Source organism: Micromonospora endophytica (assembly GCF_003236305.1).
Classification (GTDB): Bacteria; Actinomycetota; Actinomycetes; order Mycobacteriales; family Micromonosporaceae; genus Micromonospora; species Micromonospora endophytica.
Map to the genome: position 1 here is coordinate 1 of NZ_POTX01000115.1, position 18,404 is coordinate 18,404.

The 18,404-nt window shown below is 72.2% G+C and carries 19 protein-coding genes; 13 read left to right on the forward strand and 6 right to left on the reverse strand.

The annotated features are described in order from the left end of the window. Nucleotides 1-143: 143 nt before the first annotated feature. The 4 genes from ettA to C1I93_RS17380 all read left to right on the forward strand — a co-directional run bounded on the left by ettA (nucleotide 144) and on the right by C1I93_RS17380 (nucleotide 3,672). Nucleotides 144-1,820 carry an energy-dependent translational throttle protein EttA gene (gene ettA, locus C1I93_RS17365; RefSeq protein ID WP_111244338.1) on the forward strand — a complete coding sequence of 559 codons (1,677 nt, stop codon included), beginning with the start codon at nucleotides 144-146 and terminating at the stop codon, nucleotides 1,818-1,820. Nucleotides 1,821-1,835: 15 nt separating this feature from the next. Further along, nucleotides 1,836-2,267 carry an acyl-CoA thioesterase gene (locus C1I93_RS17370; RefSeq protein WP_111244339.1) on the forward strand — a complete coding sequence of 144 codons (432 nt, stop codon included), beginning with the start codon at nucleotides 1,836-1,838 and terminating at the stop codon, nucleotides 2,265-2,267. Between the two features lie 17 nt (nucleotides 2,268-2,284). After that, nucleotides 2,285-2,956 carry a DUF8185 domain-containing protein gene (locus C1I93_RS17375; RefSeq protein ID WP_111244352.1) on the forward strand — a complete coding sequence of 224 codons (672 nt, stop codon included), beginning with the start codon at nucleotides 2,285-2,287 and terminating at the stop codon, nucleotides 2,954-2,956. Between the two features lie 131 nt (nucleotides 2,957-3,087). Beyond that, on the forward strand, nucleotides 3,088-3,672 hold the full coding sequence (locus C1I93_RS17380) for a type III secretion system chaperone family protein (RefSeq protein ID WP_111244340.1): 585 nt from the start codon (nucleotides 3,088-3,090) through the stop codon (nucleotides 3,670-3,672). A 33-nt stretch (nucleotides 3,673-3,705) separates the two neighbouring features. Here C1I93_RS17380 and C1I93_RS17385 read toward each other — a convergent pair whose 3' ends face one another. From C1I93_RS17385 to C1I93_RS17395, 3 genes are all read right to left on the reverse strand, one after another. Further along, on the reverse strand, nucleotides 3,706-4,134 hold the full coding sequence (locus tag C1I93_RS17385; protein WP_420811777.1) for a globin: 429 nt from the start codon (nucleotides 4,132-4,134) through the stop codon (nucleotides 3,706-3,708). Nucleotides 4,135-4,198: 64 nt separating this feature from the next. After that, complete coding sequence (locus tag C1I93_RS17390; RefSeq protein WP_111244353.1) at nucleotides 4,199-5,554, reverse strand: MFS transporter; 1,356 nt, start codon at nucleotides 5,552-5,554, stop codon at nucleotides 4,199-4,201. A gap of 225 nt (nucleotides 5,555-5,779) precedes the next feature. Next, nucleotides 5,780-6,835, reverse strand: a complete 1,056-nt coding sequence (locus C1I93_RS17395; protein ID WP_111244354.1) for a mechanosensitive ion channel family protein — start codon at nucleotides 6,833-6,835, stop codon at nucleotides 5,780-5,782. A gap of 278 nt (nucleotides 6,836-7,113) precedes the next feature. On the opposite strand from C1I93_RS17395, the gene C1I93_RS17400 reads away from it, so the two are divergent. Next, the gene (locus C1I93_RS17400) at nucleotides 7,114-7,647 is read left to right on the forward strand and encodes an HNH endonuclease (protein WP_111244355.1); all 534 of its coding nucleotides are present in this window, start codon (nucleotides 7,114-7,116) and stop codon (nucleotides 7,645-7,647) included. Nucleotides 7,648-7,661: 14 nt separating this feature from the next. On the opposite strand, the gene C1I93_RS17405 is transcribed toward C1I93_RS17400, so the two are convergent. The 3 genes from C1I93_RS17405 to C1I93_RS17415 form a co-directional block, all read right to left on the reverse strand. Continuing rightward, nucleotides 7,662-8,495 (reverse strand): class F sortase, encoded by an 834-nt coding sequence (locus C1I93_RS17405; protein ID WP_111244342.1) that lies wholly within the window; start codon nucleotides 8,493-8,495, stop codon nucleotides 7,662-7,664. A 13-nt stretch (nucleotides 8,496-8,508) separates the two neighbouring features. Beyond that, nucleotides 8,509-9,039 (reverse strand): hypothetical protein, encoded by a 531-nt coding sequence (locus C1I93_RS17410; RefSeq protein ID WP_111244343.1) that lies wholly within the window; start codon nucleotides 9,037-9,039, stop codon nucleotides 8,509-8,511. A gap of 90 nt (nucleotides 9,040-9,129) precedes the next feature. Beyond that, the gene (locus C1I93_RS17415; protein ID WP_111244344.1) at nucleotides 9,130-9,612 is read right to left on the reverse strand and encodes an Lrp/AsnC family transcriptional regulator; all 483 of its coding nucleotides are present in this window, start codon (nucleotides 9,610-9,612) and stop codon (nucleotides 9,130-9,132) included. A gap of 147 nt (nucleotides 9,613-9,759) precedes the next feature. Between C1I93_RS17415 and C1I93_RS17420 the strand changes: the two genes are divergently transcribed. Genes C1I93_RS17420 through C1I93_RS17455 form a run of 8 tightly spaced genes read left to right on the forward strand, consistent with a single transcriptional unit; the run spans nucleotide 9,760 to nucleotide 18,379 of the window. Next, complete coding sequence (locus C1I93_RS17420) at nucleotides 9,760-10,659, forward strand: tryptophan 2,3-dioxygenase (protein WP_111244356.1); 900 nt, start codon at nucleotides 9,760-9,762, stop codon at nucleotides 10,657-10,659. A 10-nt stretch (nucleotides 10,660-10,669) separates the two neighbouring features. After that, the gene (gene kynU, locus C1I93_RS17425; protein ID WP_111244345.1) at nucleotides 10,670-11,947 is read left to right on the forward strand and encodes a kynureninase; all 1,278 of its coding nucleotides are present in this window, start codon (nucleotides 10,670-10,672) and stop codon (nucleotides 11,945-11,947) included. Next, the gene (locus C1I93_RS17430; RefSeq protein ID WP_111244346.1) at nucleotides 11,944-13,278 is read left to right on the forward strand and encodes an FAD-dependent oxidoreductase; all 1,335 of its coding nucleotides are present in this window, start codon (nucleotides 11,944-11,946) and stop codon (nucleotides 13,276-13,278) included. The genes kynU and C1I93_RS17430 overlap by 4 nt, the downstream gene beginning before the upstream one ends. Before the next feature lie 20 nt (nucleotides 13,279-13,298). Further along, nucleotides 13,299-14,780: a 2-hydroxymuconic semialdehyde dehydrogenase gene (locus C1I93_RS17435; RefSeq protein ID WP_111244347.1), complete on the forward strand. Its 1,482-nt coding sequence runs from the start codon at nucleotides 13,299-13,301 to the stop codon at nucleotides 14,778-14,780. Next, nucleotides 14,777-15,568 (forward strand): 2-keto-4-pentenoate hydratase, encoded by a 792-nt coding sequence (locus tag C1I93_RS17440; protein ID WP_111244348.1) that lies wholly within the window; start codon nucleotides 14,777-14,779, stop codon nucleotides 15,566-15,568. The genes C1I93_RS17435 and C1I93_RS17440 overlap by 4 nt, the downstream gene beginning before the upstream one ends. Further along, nucleotides 15,565-16,554 carry an acetaldehyde dehydrogenase (acetylating) gene (locus tag C1I93_RS17445; RefSeq protein WP_111244349.1) on the forward strand — a complete coding sequence of 330 codons (990 nt, stop codon included), beginning with the start codon at nucleotides 15,565-15,567 and terminating at the stop codon, nucleotides 16,552-16,554. The genes C1I93_RS17440 and C1I93_RS17445 overlap by 4 nt, the downstream gene beginning before the upstream one ends. Beyond that, on the forward strand, nucleotides 16,551-17,609 hold the full coding sequence (gene dmpG, locus C1I93_RS17450; protein ID WP_111244350.1) for a 4-hydroxy-2-oxovalerate aldolase: 1,059 nt from the start codon (nucleotides 16,551-16,553) through the stop codon (nucleotides 17,607-17,609). Before C1I93_RS17445 ends, dmpG begins: the two co-directional genes overlap by 4 nt. Beyond that, nucleotides 17,606-18,379: a 2-keto-4-pentenoate hydratase gene (locus C1I93_RS17455; protein ID WP_111244351.1), complete on the forward strand. Its 774-nt coding sequence runs from the start codon at nucleotides 17,606-17,608 to the stop codon at nucleotides 18,377-18,379. Before dmpG ends, C1I93_RS17455 begins: the two co-directional genes overlap by 4 nt. Nucleotides 18,380-18,404: the final 25 nt, after the last annotated feature.

Sequence of the window (18,404 nt, forward strand, 5' to 3'; positions counted from 1 at the left end):
GTGGGCGCGGGCCCGCGTACCTGTCAGGATTGACGATGGCGTGCGCGCGGCCGGCTCCCGGCCGGCGGCGGCGGGTGGCGACGCGGCCCGCGCCCCGCACCACGCACACTCGCGAACGCAACCGACGGAGGGTAGCCCGCACCGTGGCCCAGTACATCTACGTCCTGGAAAAGGCGCGCAAGGCGCACGGCGACAAGGTCGTGCTCGACAACGTGACGCTGAGCTTCCTGCCGGGGGCCAAGATCGGTGTGGTCGGCCCGAACGGCGCCGGTAAGTCCAGCCTCCTCAAGATCATGGCAGGGCTGGACCGGCCGAGCAACGGCGAGGCCCGGCTGATGCCCGGCTACACCGTCGGCATGCTGGCCCAGGAGCCGCCGCTCAACGACGCCAAGACGGTCCTCGGCAACGTCGAGGAGGCGGTCGCCGACACCAAGGCCAAGCTGGATCGGTTCAACTCCATCGCCGAGCAGATGGCCACCGACTACTCCGACGAGCTGATGGAGGAGATGGGTCGGCTCCAGGAGGATCTGGACAACGCCGACGCGTGGGACATCGACTCCAAGCTCGAACTGGCCATGGACGCGCTGCGCTGCCCGCCGCCGGACGCCGACGTCACCACGCTCTCCGGTGGTGAGCGTCGCCGGGTCGCGCTCTGCAAGCTGCTGCTGGAGGCGCCCGACCTGCTGCTGCTCGACGAGCCCACCAACCACCTGGACGCGGAGAGCGTGCAGTGGCTGGAGCAGCACCTGGCCAAGTACGCCGGCACCGTCCTGGCCATCACCCACGACCGGTACTTCCTCGACAACGTGGCCGGCTGGATCCTGGAGCTGGACCGTGGCCGGGCCGTGGGCTACGAGGGCAACTACTCCACGTACCTGGAGAAGAAGGCGGCCCGGCTGGCCATCGAGGGACGCCGTGACGCCAAGATGAAGAAGCGCCTCACGGAGGAGTTGGAGTGGGTCCGCTCCAACGCCAAGGCGCGGCAGACCAAGTCCAAGGCCCGGCTGGACCGGTACGACGAGATGGCCGCCGAGGCGGAGAAGACCCGCAAGCTGGACTTCGAGGAGATCCAGATCCCGCCGGGCCCGCGTCTGGGCAGCACCGTCATCGAGGCGCACAACCTGACCAAGGGCTTCGGCGACCGGATCCTGATCGACAACCTGTCGTTCTCGCTGCCACGCAACGGCATCGTCGGCATCATCGGCCCCAACGGCGTCGGCAAGACCACGCTGTTCAAGACCATCGTCGGGTTGGAGCAGCCGACCAGCGGCTCGGTGAAGGTCGGCGAGACCGTCTCGCTGTCGTACGTCGACCAGAACCGGCAGGGCCTGGCCGGTGACAAGTCGGTCTGGGAGGTCGTCTCCGACGGGCTGGACCACCTCATGGTGGGCAAGGTCGAGATGCCGTCCCGGGCGTACATCGCCGCGTTCGGCTTCAAGGGGCCGGACCAGCAGAAGCCGACCAAGGTGCTCTCCGGTGGCGAGCGCAACCGGCTCAACCTGGCGCTGACGCTGAAGATCGGCGGCAACGTGATCCTGCTCGACGAGCCGACCAACGACCTGGACGTGGAGACGCTCTCCAGCCTGGAGAACGCGTTGCTGGAGTTCCCCGGCTGCGCCGTGGTGATCTCCCACGACCGGATGTTCCTGGACCGGGTCGCCACGCACATCCTGGCCTGGGAGGGCGACGACGAGAACCCGGCCAAGTGGTTCTGGTTCGAGGGCAACTTCGAGGCGTACGAGAAGAACAAGGTCGACCGGCTCGGCGCCGAGGCGGCCCGGCCACACCGGGTGACCTACCGCAAGCTGACCCGCGACTGATCGGGGCCGGTACCCGTGGCTGACCGGTTCGTCTACGAGTGCACCCTGCGGTGGTCCGACCTGGACGCCTACGGGCACGTCAACAACGCCCGCTTCCTCACGCTCTATGAGGAGGCCCGGGTGGCGTTGATGTTCGTCGGTGCCCGGGGGCAGGGCGTCGACTCGTTCGCCGACGGCGTGGTGATCCGCCGGCACGAGGTCGACTACCTGCGCCCGGTCGGCTACGCGCTGGGTCGGGCCACCGCCGAGGCGGCCCCCACCGTACGGATCGAACTCTGGGTGGAGCAGGTCCGGGCCGGGTCGTTCACCATCGGCTACGAGATGTACGACGGCGACCTGCTGGTCAGTCGGGCCCGGTCGGTGCTGGTTCCGTTCGACCTGGCGCAGCAACTGCCCCGACGGCTCAGCGAGTCGGAGCGCACCTTCCTGCTCGGGTACGCCTCGTGACCGGCACCGGTGCCGAGCTGCGGCACGGGATCGAGGGCGTCGCCGACGCCGAGGCGTTCATCGCCCGGCTGGTCCGGCTGGAGCGCACCGCACTGGTGCGGCTGCGCCCGGCCGGTACCTCCGCGCGTACCGCCCTCTGGGCCCGGCTGCCCTGGGGGGTGCTGGCGGTCCGCACGGTGGCCGGCACGGGGGCCGGAGACGCCACCGTGGCGGCCGGGCAGTTGCTTGCCGAGCTGACGGCCGGGGGGACCGTCCTGCCGCCCCGACGGGACGCCCAGTGGCGGTGGCCGCTTCCGCCGGCGGCCAGCCGGCCGGTGGAGACCCTGCCCGCCGGCGAGCTGCGCCGGCTCGCCGGCGCCGCGGCGGACACCCTGCGGGAGGCGGCCACCCACGGCGTCGCGGGCCGGGCGGTGGGGCAGCGGATGCTCCGCGACGCCCTGCTGGACCATGTCGCGGTGGTGGTGACTCCGGACGACGAGCCGGCCGGCCCGGTGCGGGTGACCCAGCGGATGGTGCAGGGGCTGGTCCGAATGGGATTTATCGGCCCGGAGGGTTCGCCCGGCCCGGACGGGGTACAGGTACGAATGGCTGGCCGATGGGTTGGCCTGGTGGGACCGTACGGAGCCGTCTGGTCGCAGCAGGCCACGGATCTTGTCATGCGGCCCGCCATGGCTCATCCGAACGGATGACCGCCTATCGTCAATCCGGCCTGGGGCTGGCGTTGGGGGGATGCTTCGTTCCGGCTGTCCGGGTACCGTCCATCCTCGGATCCAACCCACCGTAGGCGACTGGATCCGCTGGGGAGTGAGGTGCGCGAGCGATGCCGTGGTGGTCATGGCGCCCTGGTCCCGCCAGTGGCGGCGACTCGGAAACTCGAAGCAGAACCACAATGGAGGGTGCCGTCCGGATCGGACCGCCGGCACCCCGCCAGCCTGGAGATGACTGTCCGGGCGGTGAACATCCGTTGATGGCCGACATGCCCGCCACCGTCGAACCGGTCACCCTGCGCCGGATCTGCGACGCGCTCGATCTGCTCGACGTGCGCTACCTCGCCGACGGTGACGGCAACCTGTTGGCCATGTGGGAGCGGCACGCCGTGCTCGTCACGTTGGAGGGCCCCGAGGACGAGATCCTGGTGCTCCGGGCCCGGCCACACGCCACCGTGCCGCCGGACTGGGCGGACCGGGCGTACCGGGTGGTCAACGAGTGGAACCACACGCGACGCTTCTGCAAGGCGTACGTGGGCGACGCCACCGAGCGGGGCCAACTGCCGATCTACGCGGAGTTGCAGGTGCCACTCGCCGCGGGCACCCACGACGCTCTCCTGGTCGAGCTGCTCGACTGCGGGGCCGCCGTGGCGACGAGCTTCGTCGACTGGCTGCACGACGAGGGCGCCCTGCTCTGACCCGCCGTCCAGGCACCCGGCGGCGCGGCCGGGTCACGCGGGGGCGGTCGGGTCCTCCATCGTGTTCACCATGAAGTACGCCGCACGCTCCAGGTAGTTCCAGAGCTCGTCGGCGGTCGCCGGTGGCAGGTCCAGGCTGTCGACGGCGCGCCGCATGTGGCGCAGCCAGGCGTCACGTTCGGCGGCACCGATCCGGAACGGCGCGTGCCGCATCCGCAGCCGGGGATGGCCCCGCTGCGCGGAGTAGGTGCTCGGACCGCCCCAGTACTGCATGAGGAAGAGGCGCATCCGCTCGTTGGCCGGGCCCAGGTCCTCCTCCGGGTACATCGGGCGCAGCAGCGGGTCGCTGGCGATGCCGGCGTAGAACTCGTCGACCAGCTTGCGGAACGTGGGCTCGCCGCCGACGGCGTCGAACAGCGTGACCGCCTCGCTGCGGGGTTCGGGATCAGCTGCGGAATTCACGGGTTCCATCCTGCCAGGCGCCACCGGTGGCAGGAGGGTCCGGGGACGGGCCGGGGACGGTGGTTCAGGTCACCGCCTGTCGCGGCCGGCCCGGCCCCACGTGTCCCGGGTCGGGGTCGTCGGATGGCGGTGGGGCCACACCGGCGCCTGTGGGGTTCCGTCGGGCGCTGTCGATGGCGGCCGCGACGGTCTGCGGGTCGGGGAAGCGCCGGGCGACGAACGCCATGAGCACCACACCTGCGGCGCTCCACACGCCCACCACCAGCGGGATCGGGAACCGCTCGGCGAGGAGCCCGGTCACCAGCACCGACACGCCCTGGATGACCTGGAGGCCGGTCCCCATCACGCCGAACGCCCGGGCCCGGAAACCGTCGGGAAGTGCCTGGACGAACAAGCCGTTGGCCACCGGGATGATCCCGGCGACGGCGAACCCGCAAGCGGCGGCGAGCAGCGCCACCACCGCCGGCGGCGGGTCGAGCAGTGCGGGCACCAGCGCCAGCGGGGCGAGTACGGCCAACGGCCGGAGCAGGCTCTGCTGGCGGCTCGGGGTGAGTGCCCGCCCGATCAGCAGGCCACCGAGGATGAAGCCGACCGGGCTGGCCGCCATGATCAGCGCCTGGGCGGCACCGGCCCGCGCCTGGTCGTCGACGTGCTCGTTGGCCCAGGCCGCCGCCAGCCCCTCGGGCACGATGGAGAAGAGAACGGCGCTGAAGACGAGCGCGGCGATCGCCCGCAACACCGGCGTACGGAAGATCAGCGTGAACCCGGCGGCGGTCTCCCTCAGCAGGTGGCTGCGGTGCGTGCGGGACATGGCCGGCGGCCGGTCGTGCACGCCGAACCGGACGAGCAGGGCCGACACGGCGAAGGCGCAGGCGTTCAGCAGCAACGCGGCGGAGGGGTTGACCGTCGCCACGGCGGCACCGGCCAGGTAGCCGACGACCTGGGCCGCCTGCCCCGCGCTGGCGACGAGCGAGAGCCCGAGGACGAGCCGCTCCTTCGACAGGATCAGCGGCATCAGCGCGGAGCGCGCGGCCTGGCTCGGCGGATTGGCCAGGGTGGTGAGGAAGATCAACGCCAGGATGGCCGGCACCGGCATCCCCGGGATGGCGATGAGCAGCATCAACCCCATCCGGAGCAGGTCGCAGGTCAGCATGACCTGCCGGTACCGGTGCCGCTCGGCCAGGGTGGCGAGCAGTGGCCCGCCGATCAGCCAGGGCAGGAAGCTGACCGCGAAGGCGGTGGCGGAGAGGGCGACGGACTCGGTCTCCCGATAGACGAGCAGGGTGACAGCGGCCTTGGCGACGTAGTCGCCGACCCAGGTCAGCGTGGTGGCCGCGAGAACGGCACGGTATTCACCCTGGCCGAAAACCTCCCGGAAGGTGGCGGGACCTTCTCGCGGAGGTTGCTCGTCCGACACCATCGCCTCCATCGACCCCGGCAGCGCCACTCGTGATGGCTGCTCCCCGGGACCATCGTCGGATCTACGGATCAGCGAGGACGTGACCACGCTCGGGGAGCGCGTGCACCGGATTCTGCCCGATTGTCTGAGACCTGGCTAGGGCGAACGGTTGGTTCGTCACATCCCCGACTGAACGAACGGACGATACCTGAGGGGCCGCTCGGCCGCGACCCCCCGTCAGACGGCTCATGGGCGTGGACCCGGACTGGTGCCGGGGCCTTCCGAGCTGGGTGCGCCGGGGAAACCCCGCACGGCGGCGATCCGCGCCGTGATGCCGGAGTTCTCCAGCGCCTCGGCGAGCCGGCGACGCAACTCCCGGGCCACCGCGGGCTGTCCCTCGGCGGTGGTCTTGACCACCGTACGGATGATCGTGCCCTCCATCGTGACCTGTTCGACGCCGAGCACCTGCGGCGGCTCGACCACCGACGGGGCGAGTTCCGGATCGACGGCGATCGAGGCGGCGGCGGTCCGCAGCACCGCTGTCGCCTCTTCGGTGCCGGCGAAGCCGATCGGCAGGTCGACCACGGCCAGCGCCCAGCCCTGGCTCTTGTTGCCGACCCGGACGACCTCACCGTTGCGGATGTACCAGAGCACGCCCCGACCGTCACGGACGGTGGTGACCCGCAGACCGACCGCCTCGACCACCCCGGTCGCCTCACCGAGGTCGACGGTGTCACCGACCCCGTACTGGTCTTCGATCAGCATGAACAGCCCCGCGATCAGATCCTTGACCAGGCTCTGCGCGCCGAAACCCAGGGCGACGCCGGCGATACCCGCGCTGGCCAGCAACGGCGCCAGGTCGAAGCTGAACTCCTTGAGCACCATCAGCAGGGCGATGCCGTAGATGAAGGCGGTGCTCAGGCTGCGTAGCACCGACCCGATCGCCTCGGCGCGCTGCCGGCGTCGCTCGGGGACGAACTCGCCGGGATCGGCGGTGGCGCTCGGGATGCGCTCGCGCAGCGGGCGCAGCATGGTGGGTACGCCGGCGTCGCTGGTGGTCCGCACCAGCCGCCGGATCGTGCGGTGCACCAACCAGCGGGCGGCTATCGCCAGCAGCAGGATCAGGATGATGCGCAGCGGCTTGATGAGGATCCAGTAGCTGCCCTCGGCGAACCACACCGAGCCGGTCAGGTCCCACGCCCATTCGCACAGGCTCAGGCTCTCGGTGAGGCACTCCGGGCTGGGGACGTCGGGCGTCTCGGTCGGGCCCGGGCTGGGCGTCACCGGTACGGGGCTGGGCATGCTGACGGTCACAGTGATTTCGTACCGCAACGGCCCGGCGGACCCGCCGCCGACCCACCGGTCGGCCGCCGCCGGGTGCGGCCGCCGAGGTGTGCCGCCGGCCATGGCGCGGAAAGCCGGGTCAGGTACCCCGGATTAGTGCGTGCATTCCCGGGTCCGATCAGGGACGATTGGCGCAACGGACGTCGGTGATCCGGCCGGCGTCGGCGTGGTGTAGGGCTGTGTCCGGCACCGGTCGGCGGTGGCGAGTGCAGCCGCTTGACCGGGAGGGTGACGCGATGCCTGACATACGACCCACGGTGGGCTCCGGCGCGCTGGTCCTCAACGCCACCTACGAGCCGCTGTGTGTCGTGTCGGTACGCCGAGCCGCGATCCTCGTGCTCTCCGCCAAAGCGGTCTGTGTCGCCGACGGCGAGGGCATCCTGCACAGCGCCCGCAACGCGCTGCCGGTGCCGTCGGTCGTCCGGCTCACCCGGTTCGTCCGGGTTCCGTACCGTACCCACGTCGGCCTGTCCCGACGGGCGATCTTCGCCCGCGACGGCTGGCGGTGCGCCTACTGCCGAGGGCCGGCCGAGACGATCGACCACGTCTTCCCGCGCAGCCGGGGTGGGCGGCACGCCTGGGAGAACGTGGTCGCCGCCTGCGCCAGGTGCAACCACACCAAGGGCGACAAGACCCCGGCCGAGCTGGGTTGGCGGCTGCCCGCACCGCCCACCGCGCCCAAGGGGATCGCGTGGCGGGTGCTCGGCCACCGCGCGCCCGACCCCCGCTGGGCCGACTGGCTGGACCTGCGCGAACCCGAGGCAGCCTGAAGCCGGCGGCGCACTCAGCGCGCCTGCACCAGCGAGGCGAACACGATCACGTTGTCCGCGTAGCCGGTCTGCCCGCCGACCCAGCGGCCACCACAGGTGATCAGCCGGAGCTGGGGCCGGCTGAAGTCGCCGAACACCTCGTCGGCGGGCAGCTTCTCCTTGTCGTACCGGCCGACCCGGTCGACCTCGAAGACCGCCACCGACCCGTCCGAGCGGGTGACCTCGACCCGGTTGCCGGGGCGCAACTCCCGCAGGTGGGCGAAGACGGCCGGGCCGGTGTCGGTGTCGACGTGTCCGACGATGACCGCCGGGCCGTACTGGCCGGGGGTCGGGCCCTGGTCGTACCAGCCCGCCTCCTGGGCGCGGCCCGCCGTCGGGGCGGCGATGCTGCCGTCCGGGGCGACGCCCACGCTGTGCACCGGGGCGTCGAGGTCGATCGCGCCGGCCTCGATGCCGAGCGGCTGGCTCGCCGGCAGCAGTGGGTACTTCTTCGGCGGCGGCGCGAGCCCGGCGATGAAGCGGTCCGGCAGGATGCCCACTCCGGTCAGCCTCTCTACCCCGAGCATAGTGATGATCAACAGCATCAGCGCGCCGACCACCAGCACGGGCAGCCCCGGGCCGGAGTGGAGTTGTCGCCGTACCGATCCGGGGTGGCGTGGCCTCGGCGGCAGCGGCGCGGCCGACGGGTCGGGCGTGGCGACGCTTGCCGAACCCACCTGCGCGGCGACCCGGACCAGCCGGCCCGCCGCCACGGCCACCCGCCGTGGCCAGGCACGCCACCGGGGACGGCCGGTGGTGCGGGGCGAGCCCGGACCCGGTTCCGGCGCGGGTACGCGGGAGCCGATCATGGCGATGGTGAGGTCAGGAGCCGGCCCGGCGTCGGCTGCTGAGAAGTCCGAACGCCACCGCCGCCGCGACCGTCGCCGCCCCGCCGAGCAGCAGCACCGAGCCGGTGCTCCGGCCGGCGGTGCCGCCGCCACCGGTCGCCGGCCCCTTGGTGGGCTGGTTCATGTTCAGCACCGTCAGGGTGGTGCTGGCCGTCTGGCCGTTGTTGCAGCGCAGATGCACCGGATAGTCACCGGCGGCCTTGTTGCCGGGGATCGTGACGTCGCCGGTCAGGAAGCCGTTGTCCGGCCGCAGGAAGACCCGGTTGAACGCGTCGGAGGTCACCTCGGCCTGCCGGTTGTTGGCGTTGTCGCAGCTGGCCCGGATGTGCACCCGGGCACCGGCCTGCACGCTGTTCGGTGTCACCTCGACGAAGGTGTTCTCACCCGCTCGCGCCGGTGCCGCCCCGAACAGGACGAAGGCCGCGATCAGGGCGATGGCGCCGAGTAGTCGGACGATGGCGGACGAAGCGTGGAGCACGCCTGAGCACTGCCGCAGACCCCGCATGATCCTCCCTCCCGGCACCGGTGCACCGGTCCTGCTGGGGCGACCCGCGGGGCTTTCCCGCTGTCCTCGGGGCTAACCGGCGGCGGGGTGTTAAGAAGGGGCCCTTCCTCTACCGGAGGCGTTAACAGGGGGCCCCTCCTTCACCCGGGTCAGGGGGCGCCAGCCGAGGGGGGTGGAGAGCACCATGGTGCTGGAGGGCTGGCCGTACGGGGCGAGCCGGTCGATGACCGCCTCGAACTCGCCGATGGAGCCGGCGGCGACCTTGAGCACACTGCACGCGTCGCCGGTGATCCGGTGGATCTCCAGGATCTCCGGCCAGTCGGGGACGTCCGGGTCGTGCAGGATGCACCGGGAGCCGTAACAGGACATCCGGATCAGCGCGACCACCGCCCGGCCGGCGCGGGCGAGGTCGATGTGGGCGTGGTAGCCGGTGATCACACCGGTCTCCTCCAGCCGGCGTACCCGTTCGGCCACCGCGGGCGGGGAGAGATGCACCCGCCGGGACAGTTCGCTGAACGACAGCCGCGCGTCGGCCTGCAACTCGCGCAGCAGGGCCCAGTCCATCTCGTCCACGCGCCGACCTTACGTCCGGCAGGTAAACCCTGGCCAGCCCTTTGCGTTCGACAGGTCGACCGCCCAGCACGCCGTTGAAGAGGCATTCCATAGCGCCTCCACGACGGGAGATCATGACTGGACGGGAGCCCGGAAGGAGTGGACCGCATGGAGCAGACCGAGCTACGGCCGGCGACCCGGACGGTGGTGCGTCCGGTGACCCCCCGGCAGCGCGCGGCCCGCGCCGCCCGCAACGGCGGCGAGCCGACCCTGGAGTTCACCGAGCGGGTGCCGTACGACGCGTACGTGCAGGCCAGCACGCTGCACCGGCTGCAACAGCCGCTCAGCGACGACCCGGGCGAGATGTCCTTCCTGATGGTCAGCCAGATCATGGAGCTGTACTTCGGGCTGACCTGCCACGAACTGCGGGACGCCGCCCGGCTGCTGCGCGCCGACCGGATCTGGGAGTCACTCGCCCCACTGCGCCGGGCCGCGCTGCACCTGGAGGGACTCAACGCCGCCTGGCGGGGTCTGCGCTGGATGACCCCGGCCGACTTCAACCGCTTCCGCAACCTGCTCGGCGAGGGCTCCGGCTTCCAGTCGGCCATGTACCGCCACCTGGAGTTCCTGCTCGGGCTCCGCGACCCCGCGCTGATCCGGCCGTTCCGCCGGCAAACCGAGGTGCACGCCGAGCTGACCGCCGCCCTGGCCACCCCGAGCCTCTGGGACGAGGTGCTCGCCCTGCTCGCCCGGCACGGCCACGACCTGCCCGCCGAGCTGCTTGGCCGCGACGTGGCAGGCGAGCACGAGGCGCACCCCGCCGTCGAGGCGGCCTGGGCGCGGATCTACGCCGACGCCGGCCCGGACAACCACCTGCGGCTGCTCGGTGAGGCGCTGACCGAGGTGGCCGAGCAGTTCGGCGACTGGCGGCACCACCACATCAAGGCGGTGCAGCGCACCATGGGCGCCAAGGTCGGCAGCGGCGGCTCGGCCGGGTTGGCCTGGCTGCAACGCAGCATGGCCCGGGTGGTCTTCCCGGAACTCTGGTCGGCCCGTACGGCGATGTGAGGCGAACACGATGACGAGCACCGAGAACGAGGCGCACCGCCGCGACGGCGCCGACCCCGGACACCGGCACCTGTTCCACGTGCCGCCGGCCGACGGCGGGCGTTACCCCGAGAGCGCGTACCTGGCCGGCAACTCGCTCGGCCTGCAACCGCGGGCGACCCGCACCGAGCTGCTTGCCGACCTGGACGCCTGGAGCAGGCTCGGGGTGGAGGGCCACCTGGAGGCGGAGCGCCCCTGGCTGCCGTACCACGGGCTGTTGACCGCACCGGCGGCCCGACTGGTCGGCGCCCGGCCGAGCGAGACAGTGGTGATGAACTCGCTCACGGTGAACCTGCACCTGCTGATGGTCAGCTTCTACCGGCCGGCCGGCGAGCGGACCCGGATCGTCATCGAGGACACCGCCTTCCCGTCGGACAGCTACGCCGTCCGCAGCCAGGCCCGGTTCCACGGCCTGGACCCGGACACCACTGTGGTCCGGCTCCGTCCGCGTGACGGTGAGGAGAACCTGCGTACCGAGGACGTCACCGCCTTCCTCGCCGCCGAGGGGCACACCGTCGCGCTGGTGCTGCTCGGCGGGGTCAACTACCTCACCGGCGAGTTGCTGGACATCCCGGCGATCACCGCCGCCGGCCGGGCCGCCGGGGCGGTCGTCGGCTGGGACCTGGCGCACGCGGCGGGCAACGTGCCGCTGTCGCTGCACGACTGGGATGTCGACTTCGCCGCCTGGTGCTCGTACAAGTACCTCAACTCCGGCCCCGGCGCGCTGGCCGGGGTCTTCGTGCACGAGCGGCACCACGGCGACACCGGCCTGCCCCGCTTCGAGGGCTGGTGGAGCACGGCGGCGGACACCCGCTTCGAGATGACTCCGGTGTCCCGACCGCCGGCCACCGTCGAGGCGTGGCAGATCTCCAACCCGCCGATCTTCGCGATGGGTCCGGTCCGCACCTCGCTGGAGCTGTTCGACGCCGTCGGCATGCCCGCGTTGCGGGACCGCAGCCTGCGCCTCACCGGCTACCTGGAACGGCTGCTCGACGAGGTCACCGCCGACCGGCCGCTGACCGTGGTCACCCCACGCGATCCGGCTCGGCGTGGCTGTCAGCTCTCGGTACGTATCGGCACCGGCAACGCCAACGAGCTGACCAAACGGCTGCGGCACGAGCACGGCGTGATCGCCGACGCCCGGGAACCGGACATCGTCAGGTTCGCCCCGGTGCCGCTCTACTCGACGTACCACGACTGCTGGCGGGTCGCCGACGCGCTGGCCGCGACAGTGGAGGCCACCTCATGACCGAGCGGCACGGCGAGATCGCCGTGGTGGGCGCCGGACTGGCCGGCTGCCTGCTCGCCTGCTTCCTGGCCCGCCGGGGTCATCCGGTCGCGCTCTACGAGCGCCGGCCGGACCCCCGCGCCGGTACGCCCGAACGGGGCCGCTCGATCAACCTGGCCCTCTCCGCGCGGGGCCTGGACGCGCTGCGCCGGATCGGGCTGGACACCCAGGTGATGGCGGACGCGCTGCCGATGCGCGGCCGGATGGTGCACCCGGTGCGCGGCGAGCCGGAGTTCCAGTCGTACAGCGTCTCCGGTGACCGGGCGATCAACTCGATCAGCCGGGGCGCGTTGAACAACGCCCTGCTGGCGGCCGCCGCCAAGCTGCCCGGGGTGCGGATCGCCTTCGACCACCGGCTGGTCGGTCTGGACCCGGCCGGCGGCGAGATGACCTTCGAGACCCCGCAGGGCACGGTCACCGCCCACGCCCGGGTGGTCCTCGGCACCGACGGCGCCGGTTCGGCCGTACGCGGCCAACTGCTCGCCCACGGCCTGCTCACCGAGAGCGTCGACTTCCTCGACTACGGCTACAAGGAACTCACCATCCCGCCGCTCGGCGACGACTTCGCGCTCGACCCGGGGGCGCTGCACATCTGGCCGCGCGGCACCTCGATGATGATCGCCCTGCCGAACCCGGACCGCTCCTTCACCTGCACGCTCTTCTGGCCCACCCACGGCACCGCCAGCTTCGCCTCGCTGGGCAGCCCGGCGGCGATCGAGCGGCACTTCGCCCAGCACTACCCGGACCTGCCGTCGCTGGCCCCGAGCCTGGTCGACGACTACCAGCACAACCCGGTGGGCGTGCTCGGCACGGTGCGCTGCGACCCGTGGCAGGTCGACGGGCGGGTCGGCCTGCTCGGCGACGCGGCGCACGCCATCGTGCCGTTCTACGGCCAGGGCGCCAACGCTGCCTTCGAGGACGTGGTGGAGTTGGACCGCTGCCTGGACGAGTGCGCCGACGACTGGGCGGCGGCGCTGCCGCTGTTCCAGCAGCGCCGGCAGGACAATGCCGAGGCGATCGCCCAGATGGCGCTCGCCAACTTCGTGGAGATGCGGGACAAGGTCGCCTCGCCGATCTTCCGGACCCGCAAGAAGATCGAACACGCCCTGGAACGCGCCCTGCCCGACCGGTACGTCTCCCAGTACGAACTGGTCTCGTTCTCCACCGTCCCGTACGCCGAGGTGCGTCGCCGGGTCCGCCGGCAGTACCAGGTGCTCGGTGCGGTGGCGGCCGGTGCGGTGGCGGCGCTGGCCGGCGCGGCGGTGCTGTTCGGGCGCGGGAGGCGCGGATGACGCTCTGGGATCCGAGACTGATGAGCGGGCAGGCACCGGACGGGCCCGGCCTGCTGCGCAACTTCGTCGGCGGCGAGTTCGTCGCGACCGGTACCCGGTTCACCAAACGGTCCCCGGTGACCGGTGAGCCGGTCTTCGAGGTGGTCGAGGCGGACCGCGCCACCGTGGACGACGCGGTGGCCGCCGCCCGCGCGGCGCTGCGCGGTCCGTGGGGGCGGATGGCGGAGCGGGACCGCGCCGAGGTGCTGCGCCGCGTCGCCGACGAGCTGGAACGCCGCTTCGACGACCTGGTCGCCGCCGAGGTCGCCGACACCGGCAAGGCTATCTCCCAGGCCCGTACGCTGGACATCCCGCGTGGGGCGGCCAACTTCCGGGCGTTCGCCGAGATCGTGGCGACCGCGCCCACCGAGTCGTTCACCACTGTCACCCCGACCGGCGGCCGGGCACTCAACTACGCGGTCCGCAAACCGGTGGGCGTGGTCGCGGTGATCGTGCCGTGGAACCTGCCGCTGCTGCTGCTCACCTGGAAGGTCGCCCCGGCGCTGGCCTGCGGCAACGCGGTGGTGGTCAAGCCCAGCGAGGAGACTCCCGCCTCGGCCACGCTGCTCGCCGAGGTGATGGCCGCGGCCGGCGTACCGGCTGGCGTGTTCAACCTGGTGCACGGCTTCGGTCCCGACTCGGCGGGGGAGTTCCTCACCCGGCATCCGGGCGTGGACGCGATCACCTTCACCGGTGAGTCGGCCACCGGCGGGGCGATCATGCGGGCCGCCGCCGACGGGGTCAAGGCGGTCAGCTTCGAGCTGGGCGGCAAGAACGCCGGACTGGTCTTCGCCGACGCCGACCTGGACGCGGCGGTCGCCGGCTCGGTGCGCTCCAGCTTCACCAACGGCGGTCAGGTCTGCCTCTGCACCGAACGGATCTACGTGCAGCAACCGGTCTTCGAGGAGTTCACTGCCCGGCTGGCCAAACGCGCCGACGAGTTGGCGTACGGCTGGCCGGCCGACGAGGCGACGGTGAACATGCCGCTGATCTCGCACGGCCACCGGGACAAGGTGCTCGGCCACTACGACCTGGCCCGCACCGAGGGCGCGCAGGTGCTCGCCGGTGGCGGGACGCCGCGTTTCGGCGACGCCCGCGACGGCGGCGCGTACGTGCAGCCGACCGTGCTGACCGGGCTCGGCCCGGACGCCCGCACCAACCGTGAGGAGATCTTCGGACCGGTGGTGCACGTGGCGCCCTTCGACACCGAGGACGAGGCGTACGCGCTCGCCAACGGCACCGAGTACGGCCTGGCGGCGACGGTCTGGACCCGCGACGTGGGCCGGGCGCACCGGGCCGGCGCGCGGCTGGACGCCGGCATCGTCTGGGTGAACACCTGGTTCCTGCGCGACCTGCGCACCCCGTTCGGCGGGGTGAAAGCCTCAGGCATCGGCCGCGAGGGCGGCGTGCACTCGCTGGATTTCTACTCCGAACTCACGAACGTCTGCGTGGACCTGACATGAGTGATCTTGAGACCGCGGCCGACGAACTGGCCGAGGCCCGGCGCAGCGGCAAGCCCTGCCCGCCGCTGCGCGGACGGCTGCTGCCGGAGGGGGACGTCGAGGCCGCGTACCGGGTGCAGCAGCGCCAGGTCGGGGAGTGGCTGGCCGCCGGGCAGCGCCGGGTGGGCGCGAAGATCGGCCTGACCTCCCGGGTGGTGCAGGAGAACTTCGGTGTGTACGAGCCGGACTTCGGCGTACTCACCGACGCGATGGCGGTGCCCGACGGCGCCGAGGTGGCGATCGGCCGGCTGCTGCAACCCCGGGTGGAGGCGGAGGTCGCCTTCGTGCTCGGCACCGACCTGCCCGACGGCCGGCTCACCACCGCCCACCTGCTGCGCGCCGTGGACCACCTGCTGCCGGCCATCGAGATCGTCGACTCGCGGGTCGCCGGCTGGGACATCTCCATAGTGGACACCGTGGCGGACAACGCCTCCAGCGGACTCTTCGTGCTCGGCACCACGCCGCGCCGACCCGGCGACGTGGACCTGCGGCTCTGCGGGATGGTCCTCGAACACGCCGGCGAGCCGGTGTCGGTGGGTGCCGGCGCGGCCTGCCTCGGCAACCCGCTGCACGCGCTGGCCTGGCTGGCCGACACCATGGCCCGCGCCGGTGACCCGCTGCGCGCCGGCGACGTGGTGCTCTCCGGTGCGCTCGGCCCGATGGTCCCGGTCACGCCCGGTGCGGCGTACGAGGCGCGGATCTCCGGTCTCGGTTCGGTCCGGACCTGTTTCTCCAGGGAGGCTTCATGAGCGTCGGTGTGGCGGTGCTCGGGTCGGGCAACATCGGCACCGACCTGATGATCAAGGTGCTCCGGCTGAGCAGTGCCGCTGACGGGTCGCGACTGCGGGACTCCGCTTCGCTGGGTTCCTCGCGCTTCCCGGCGAGTCTGCGGATGGTGGCGATGGCCGGCATCGACCCGGCCTCCGACGGCCTCGCGCGGGCCCGCCGGCTCGGCGTGGCCACCACCGCGCAGGGCGTCGACGGCCTGGTGGCGATGCCCGAGTTCGCCGACGTCGGGCTGGTCTTCGACGCCACCTCGGCCGGCGCGCACCGGCACCACGACGCGGTGCTGCGCGCCCACGGCCGCACGGTGGTCGACCTGACCCCGGCCGCGCTCGGCCCGTACGTGGTGCCGCCGGTCAACCTCGACGAACACCTGAGCGAGCCGAACGTCAACATGGTCACCTGCGGCGGTCAGGCCACGGTGCCGATCGTCGCCGCGGTGCGCCGGATCACCCCGGTGGCGTACGGCGAGATCGTCGCCTCGATCGCCTCCCGTTCGGCCGGTCCGGGCACCCGGGCCAACATCGACGAGTTCACCGAGACCACGGCGCGGGCGATCGAGGTGGTCGGCGGCGCCGAACGCGGCAAGGCGATCATCGTGCTGAACCCGGCCGAGCCGCCGCTGCTGATGCGCGACACCGTCTACTGTCTCTGCCCCGATCCGGACACCGACCGGGCCGCCATCGCCGACTCGGTCGCCGCGATGGTCGCCGACGTGCAGGAGTACGTCCCCGGCTACCGCCTCAAGCAGGACGTGCAGTTCGACCGGGTCGACACGTACGTGCCGGCGCTCGGCCGGCACCTGACCGGACTTCAGGTCTCGGTCTTCCTGGAGGTCGCCGGCGCCGGGCACTACCTGCCCGCGTACGCCGGGAACCTGGACATCATGACCTCGGCCGCGCTGCGCACCGCCGAACGGCTGGTCGCCCTCCGGAAGGTGGCGCTGACGTGAACGAGCTGTACATCCAGGACGTGACGCTGCGCGACGGCATGCACGCCATCGGCCACCGCTACACCGTCGACCAGGTCCGCACCATCGCCGCCGCGCTGGACGCCGCCGGGGTGGCCGCGATCGAGGTGGCGCACGGCGACGGGCTCGCCGGCTCCAGCGTCAACTACGGCCACGGCGCGGCCAGCGACGCCGAGTGGATCTCGGCGGCAGCCGAGGTGCTGACCACCGCCAAGCTGACCACCCTGCTGCTGCCCGGCATCGGCACCATCGCCGACCTGAAGGCGGCGAAGGCGCTCGGGGTGACGAGCGTGCGGATCGCCACCCACTGCACCGAGGCCGACATCTCCGCCCAGCACATCTCCTGGGCCCGGGAGAACGGCATGGACGTCTCCGGTTTCCTGATGATGTCGCACCTGAACGACCCGGCCGGGCTGGCCGGCCAGGCCAAGCTGATGGAGTCGTACGGGGCGCACTGCGTCTACGTCACCGACTCCGGCGGCCGGCTGCTGATGTCCGACGTGGCGCAGCGGATCGACGCGTACCGGCAGGTCCTCGAACCGACCACGCAGATCGGCATCCACGCCCACCACAACCTCTCGCTCGGGGTGGCGAACAGCGTGCTGGCCGTCGAACATGGCCGGATCGCCGGTGCCGGCCCGATCGGGTCGCCGTCCGGTCGTACCGTCCGGGTGGACGCCTCGCTGGCCGGCATGGGCGCCGGGGCCGGCAACGCCCCGCTGGAGGTCTTCGTCGCGGTCGCCGAACTGCACGGCTGGCAGCACGGCTGCGACGTGTTCGCGCTGATGGACGCGGCCGACGACCTGGTCCGCCCGCTCCAGGACCGGCCGGTCCAGGTGGACCGGGAGACCCTCTCCCTCGGGTACGCAGGCGTCTACTCCAGCTTCCTGCGGCACGCCGAACGAGCCTCGGCCCGCTACGGCGTGGACGTCCGTTCGATCCTGGTGGAGTTGGGCCGCCGCCGGATGGTCGGCGGCCAGGAGGACATGATCGTCGACGTGGCGCTGGACATGGCCGGCGGCAAGGGGGAGTCGTGACCGGGTTGGACATCGCGGGCATCGCGCAGCGGTTGGGGCGGGCGGCCGACGAGGCCGCCGCGATCCCGCAGGTCGCCGCCGAGGTCGGCCTCGACGTGGACACCGCGTACGCGGTGCAGGACGCGCTGGTGCGCCGCCGGCTCGACCGCGGCGAGCGGCTGGTCGGGATGAAGCTGGGGCTGACCAGCCGGGCGAAGATGGCCCAGGTCGGAGTGGACGAGGTGATCTGGGGTCGGCTCACCGACGCGATGCGGGTGCCCGACGGCGGCACCGTCGACGTGGCCGACTTCATCCATCCCCGGGTCGAGCCCGAGGTGGCGTTCCTGCTGGACCGGCTCCCCGAACCGGGCGAACCGGTAGGTGCCTTCACCGACGCGGTCCGCGCGGTCGCGCCGGCCATCGAGCTGATCGATTCCCGGTACGCCAACTTCACCTTCTCCCTGCCGGACGTGATCGCCGACAACACCTCGGCCGCCGCGTACGCGATCGGGCCGTGGTCGGCGGTGCCGGACGGGCTGGACAACCTCGGCGTGCTGCTGGAGATCGACGGCCGGGTGGCGCAGGTCGGCTCCACCGCGGCCATCCTCGGCGATCCGCGCCGGGCGCTCGACGAGGGCGTCCGGTTGGCCGGTCGGTACGGCGTGCGGCTGCGCGAGGGCTGGGTGTTCCTGGCCGGCGCCGCCACCGCCGCGGTGCCGCTGCGCCGTGGCGCACAGGTCCGGGCCGTGGTGGAGAAGCTCGGCACCGCCTCGCTGAAGGCCGCGTCGTGAGTGGTGGCGGGGCACGGGTGGTGGC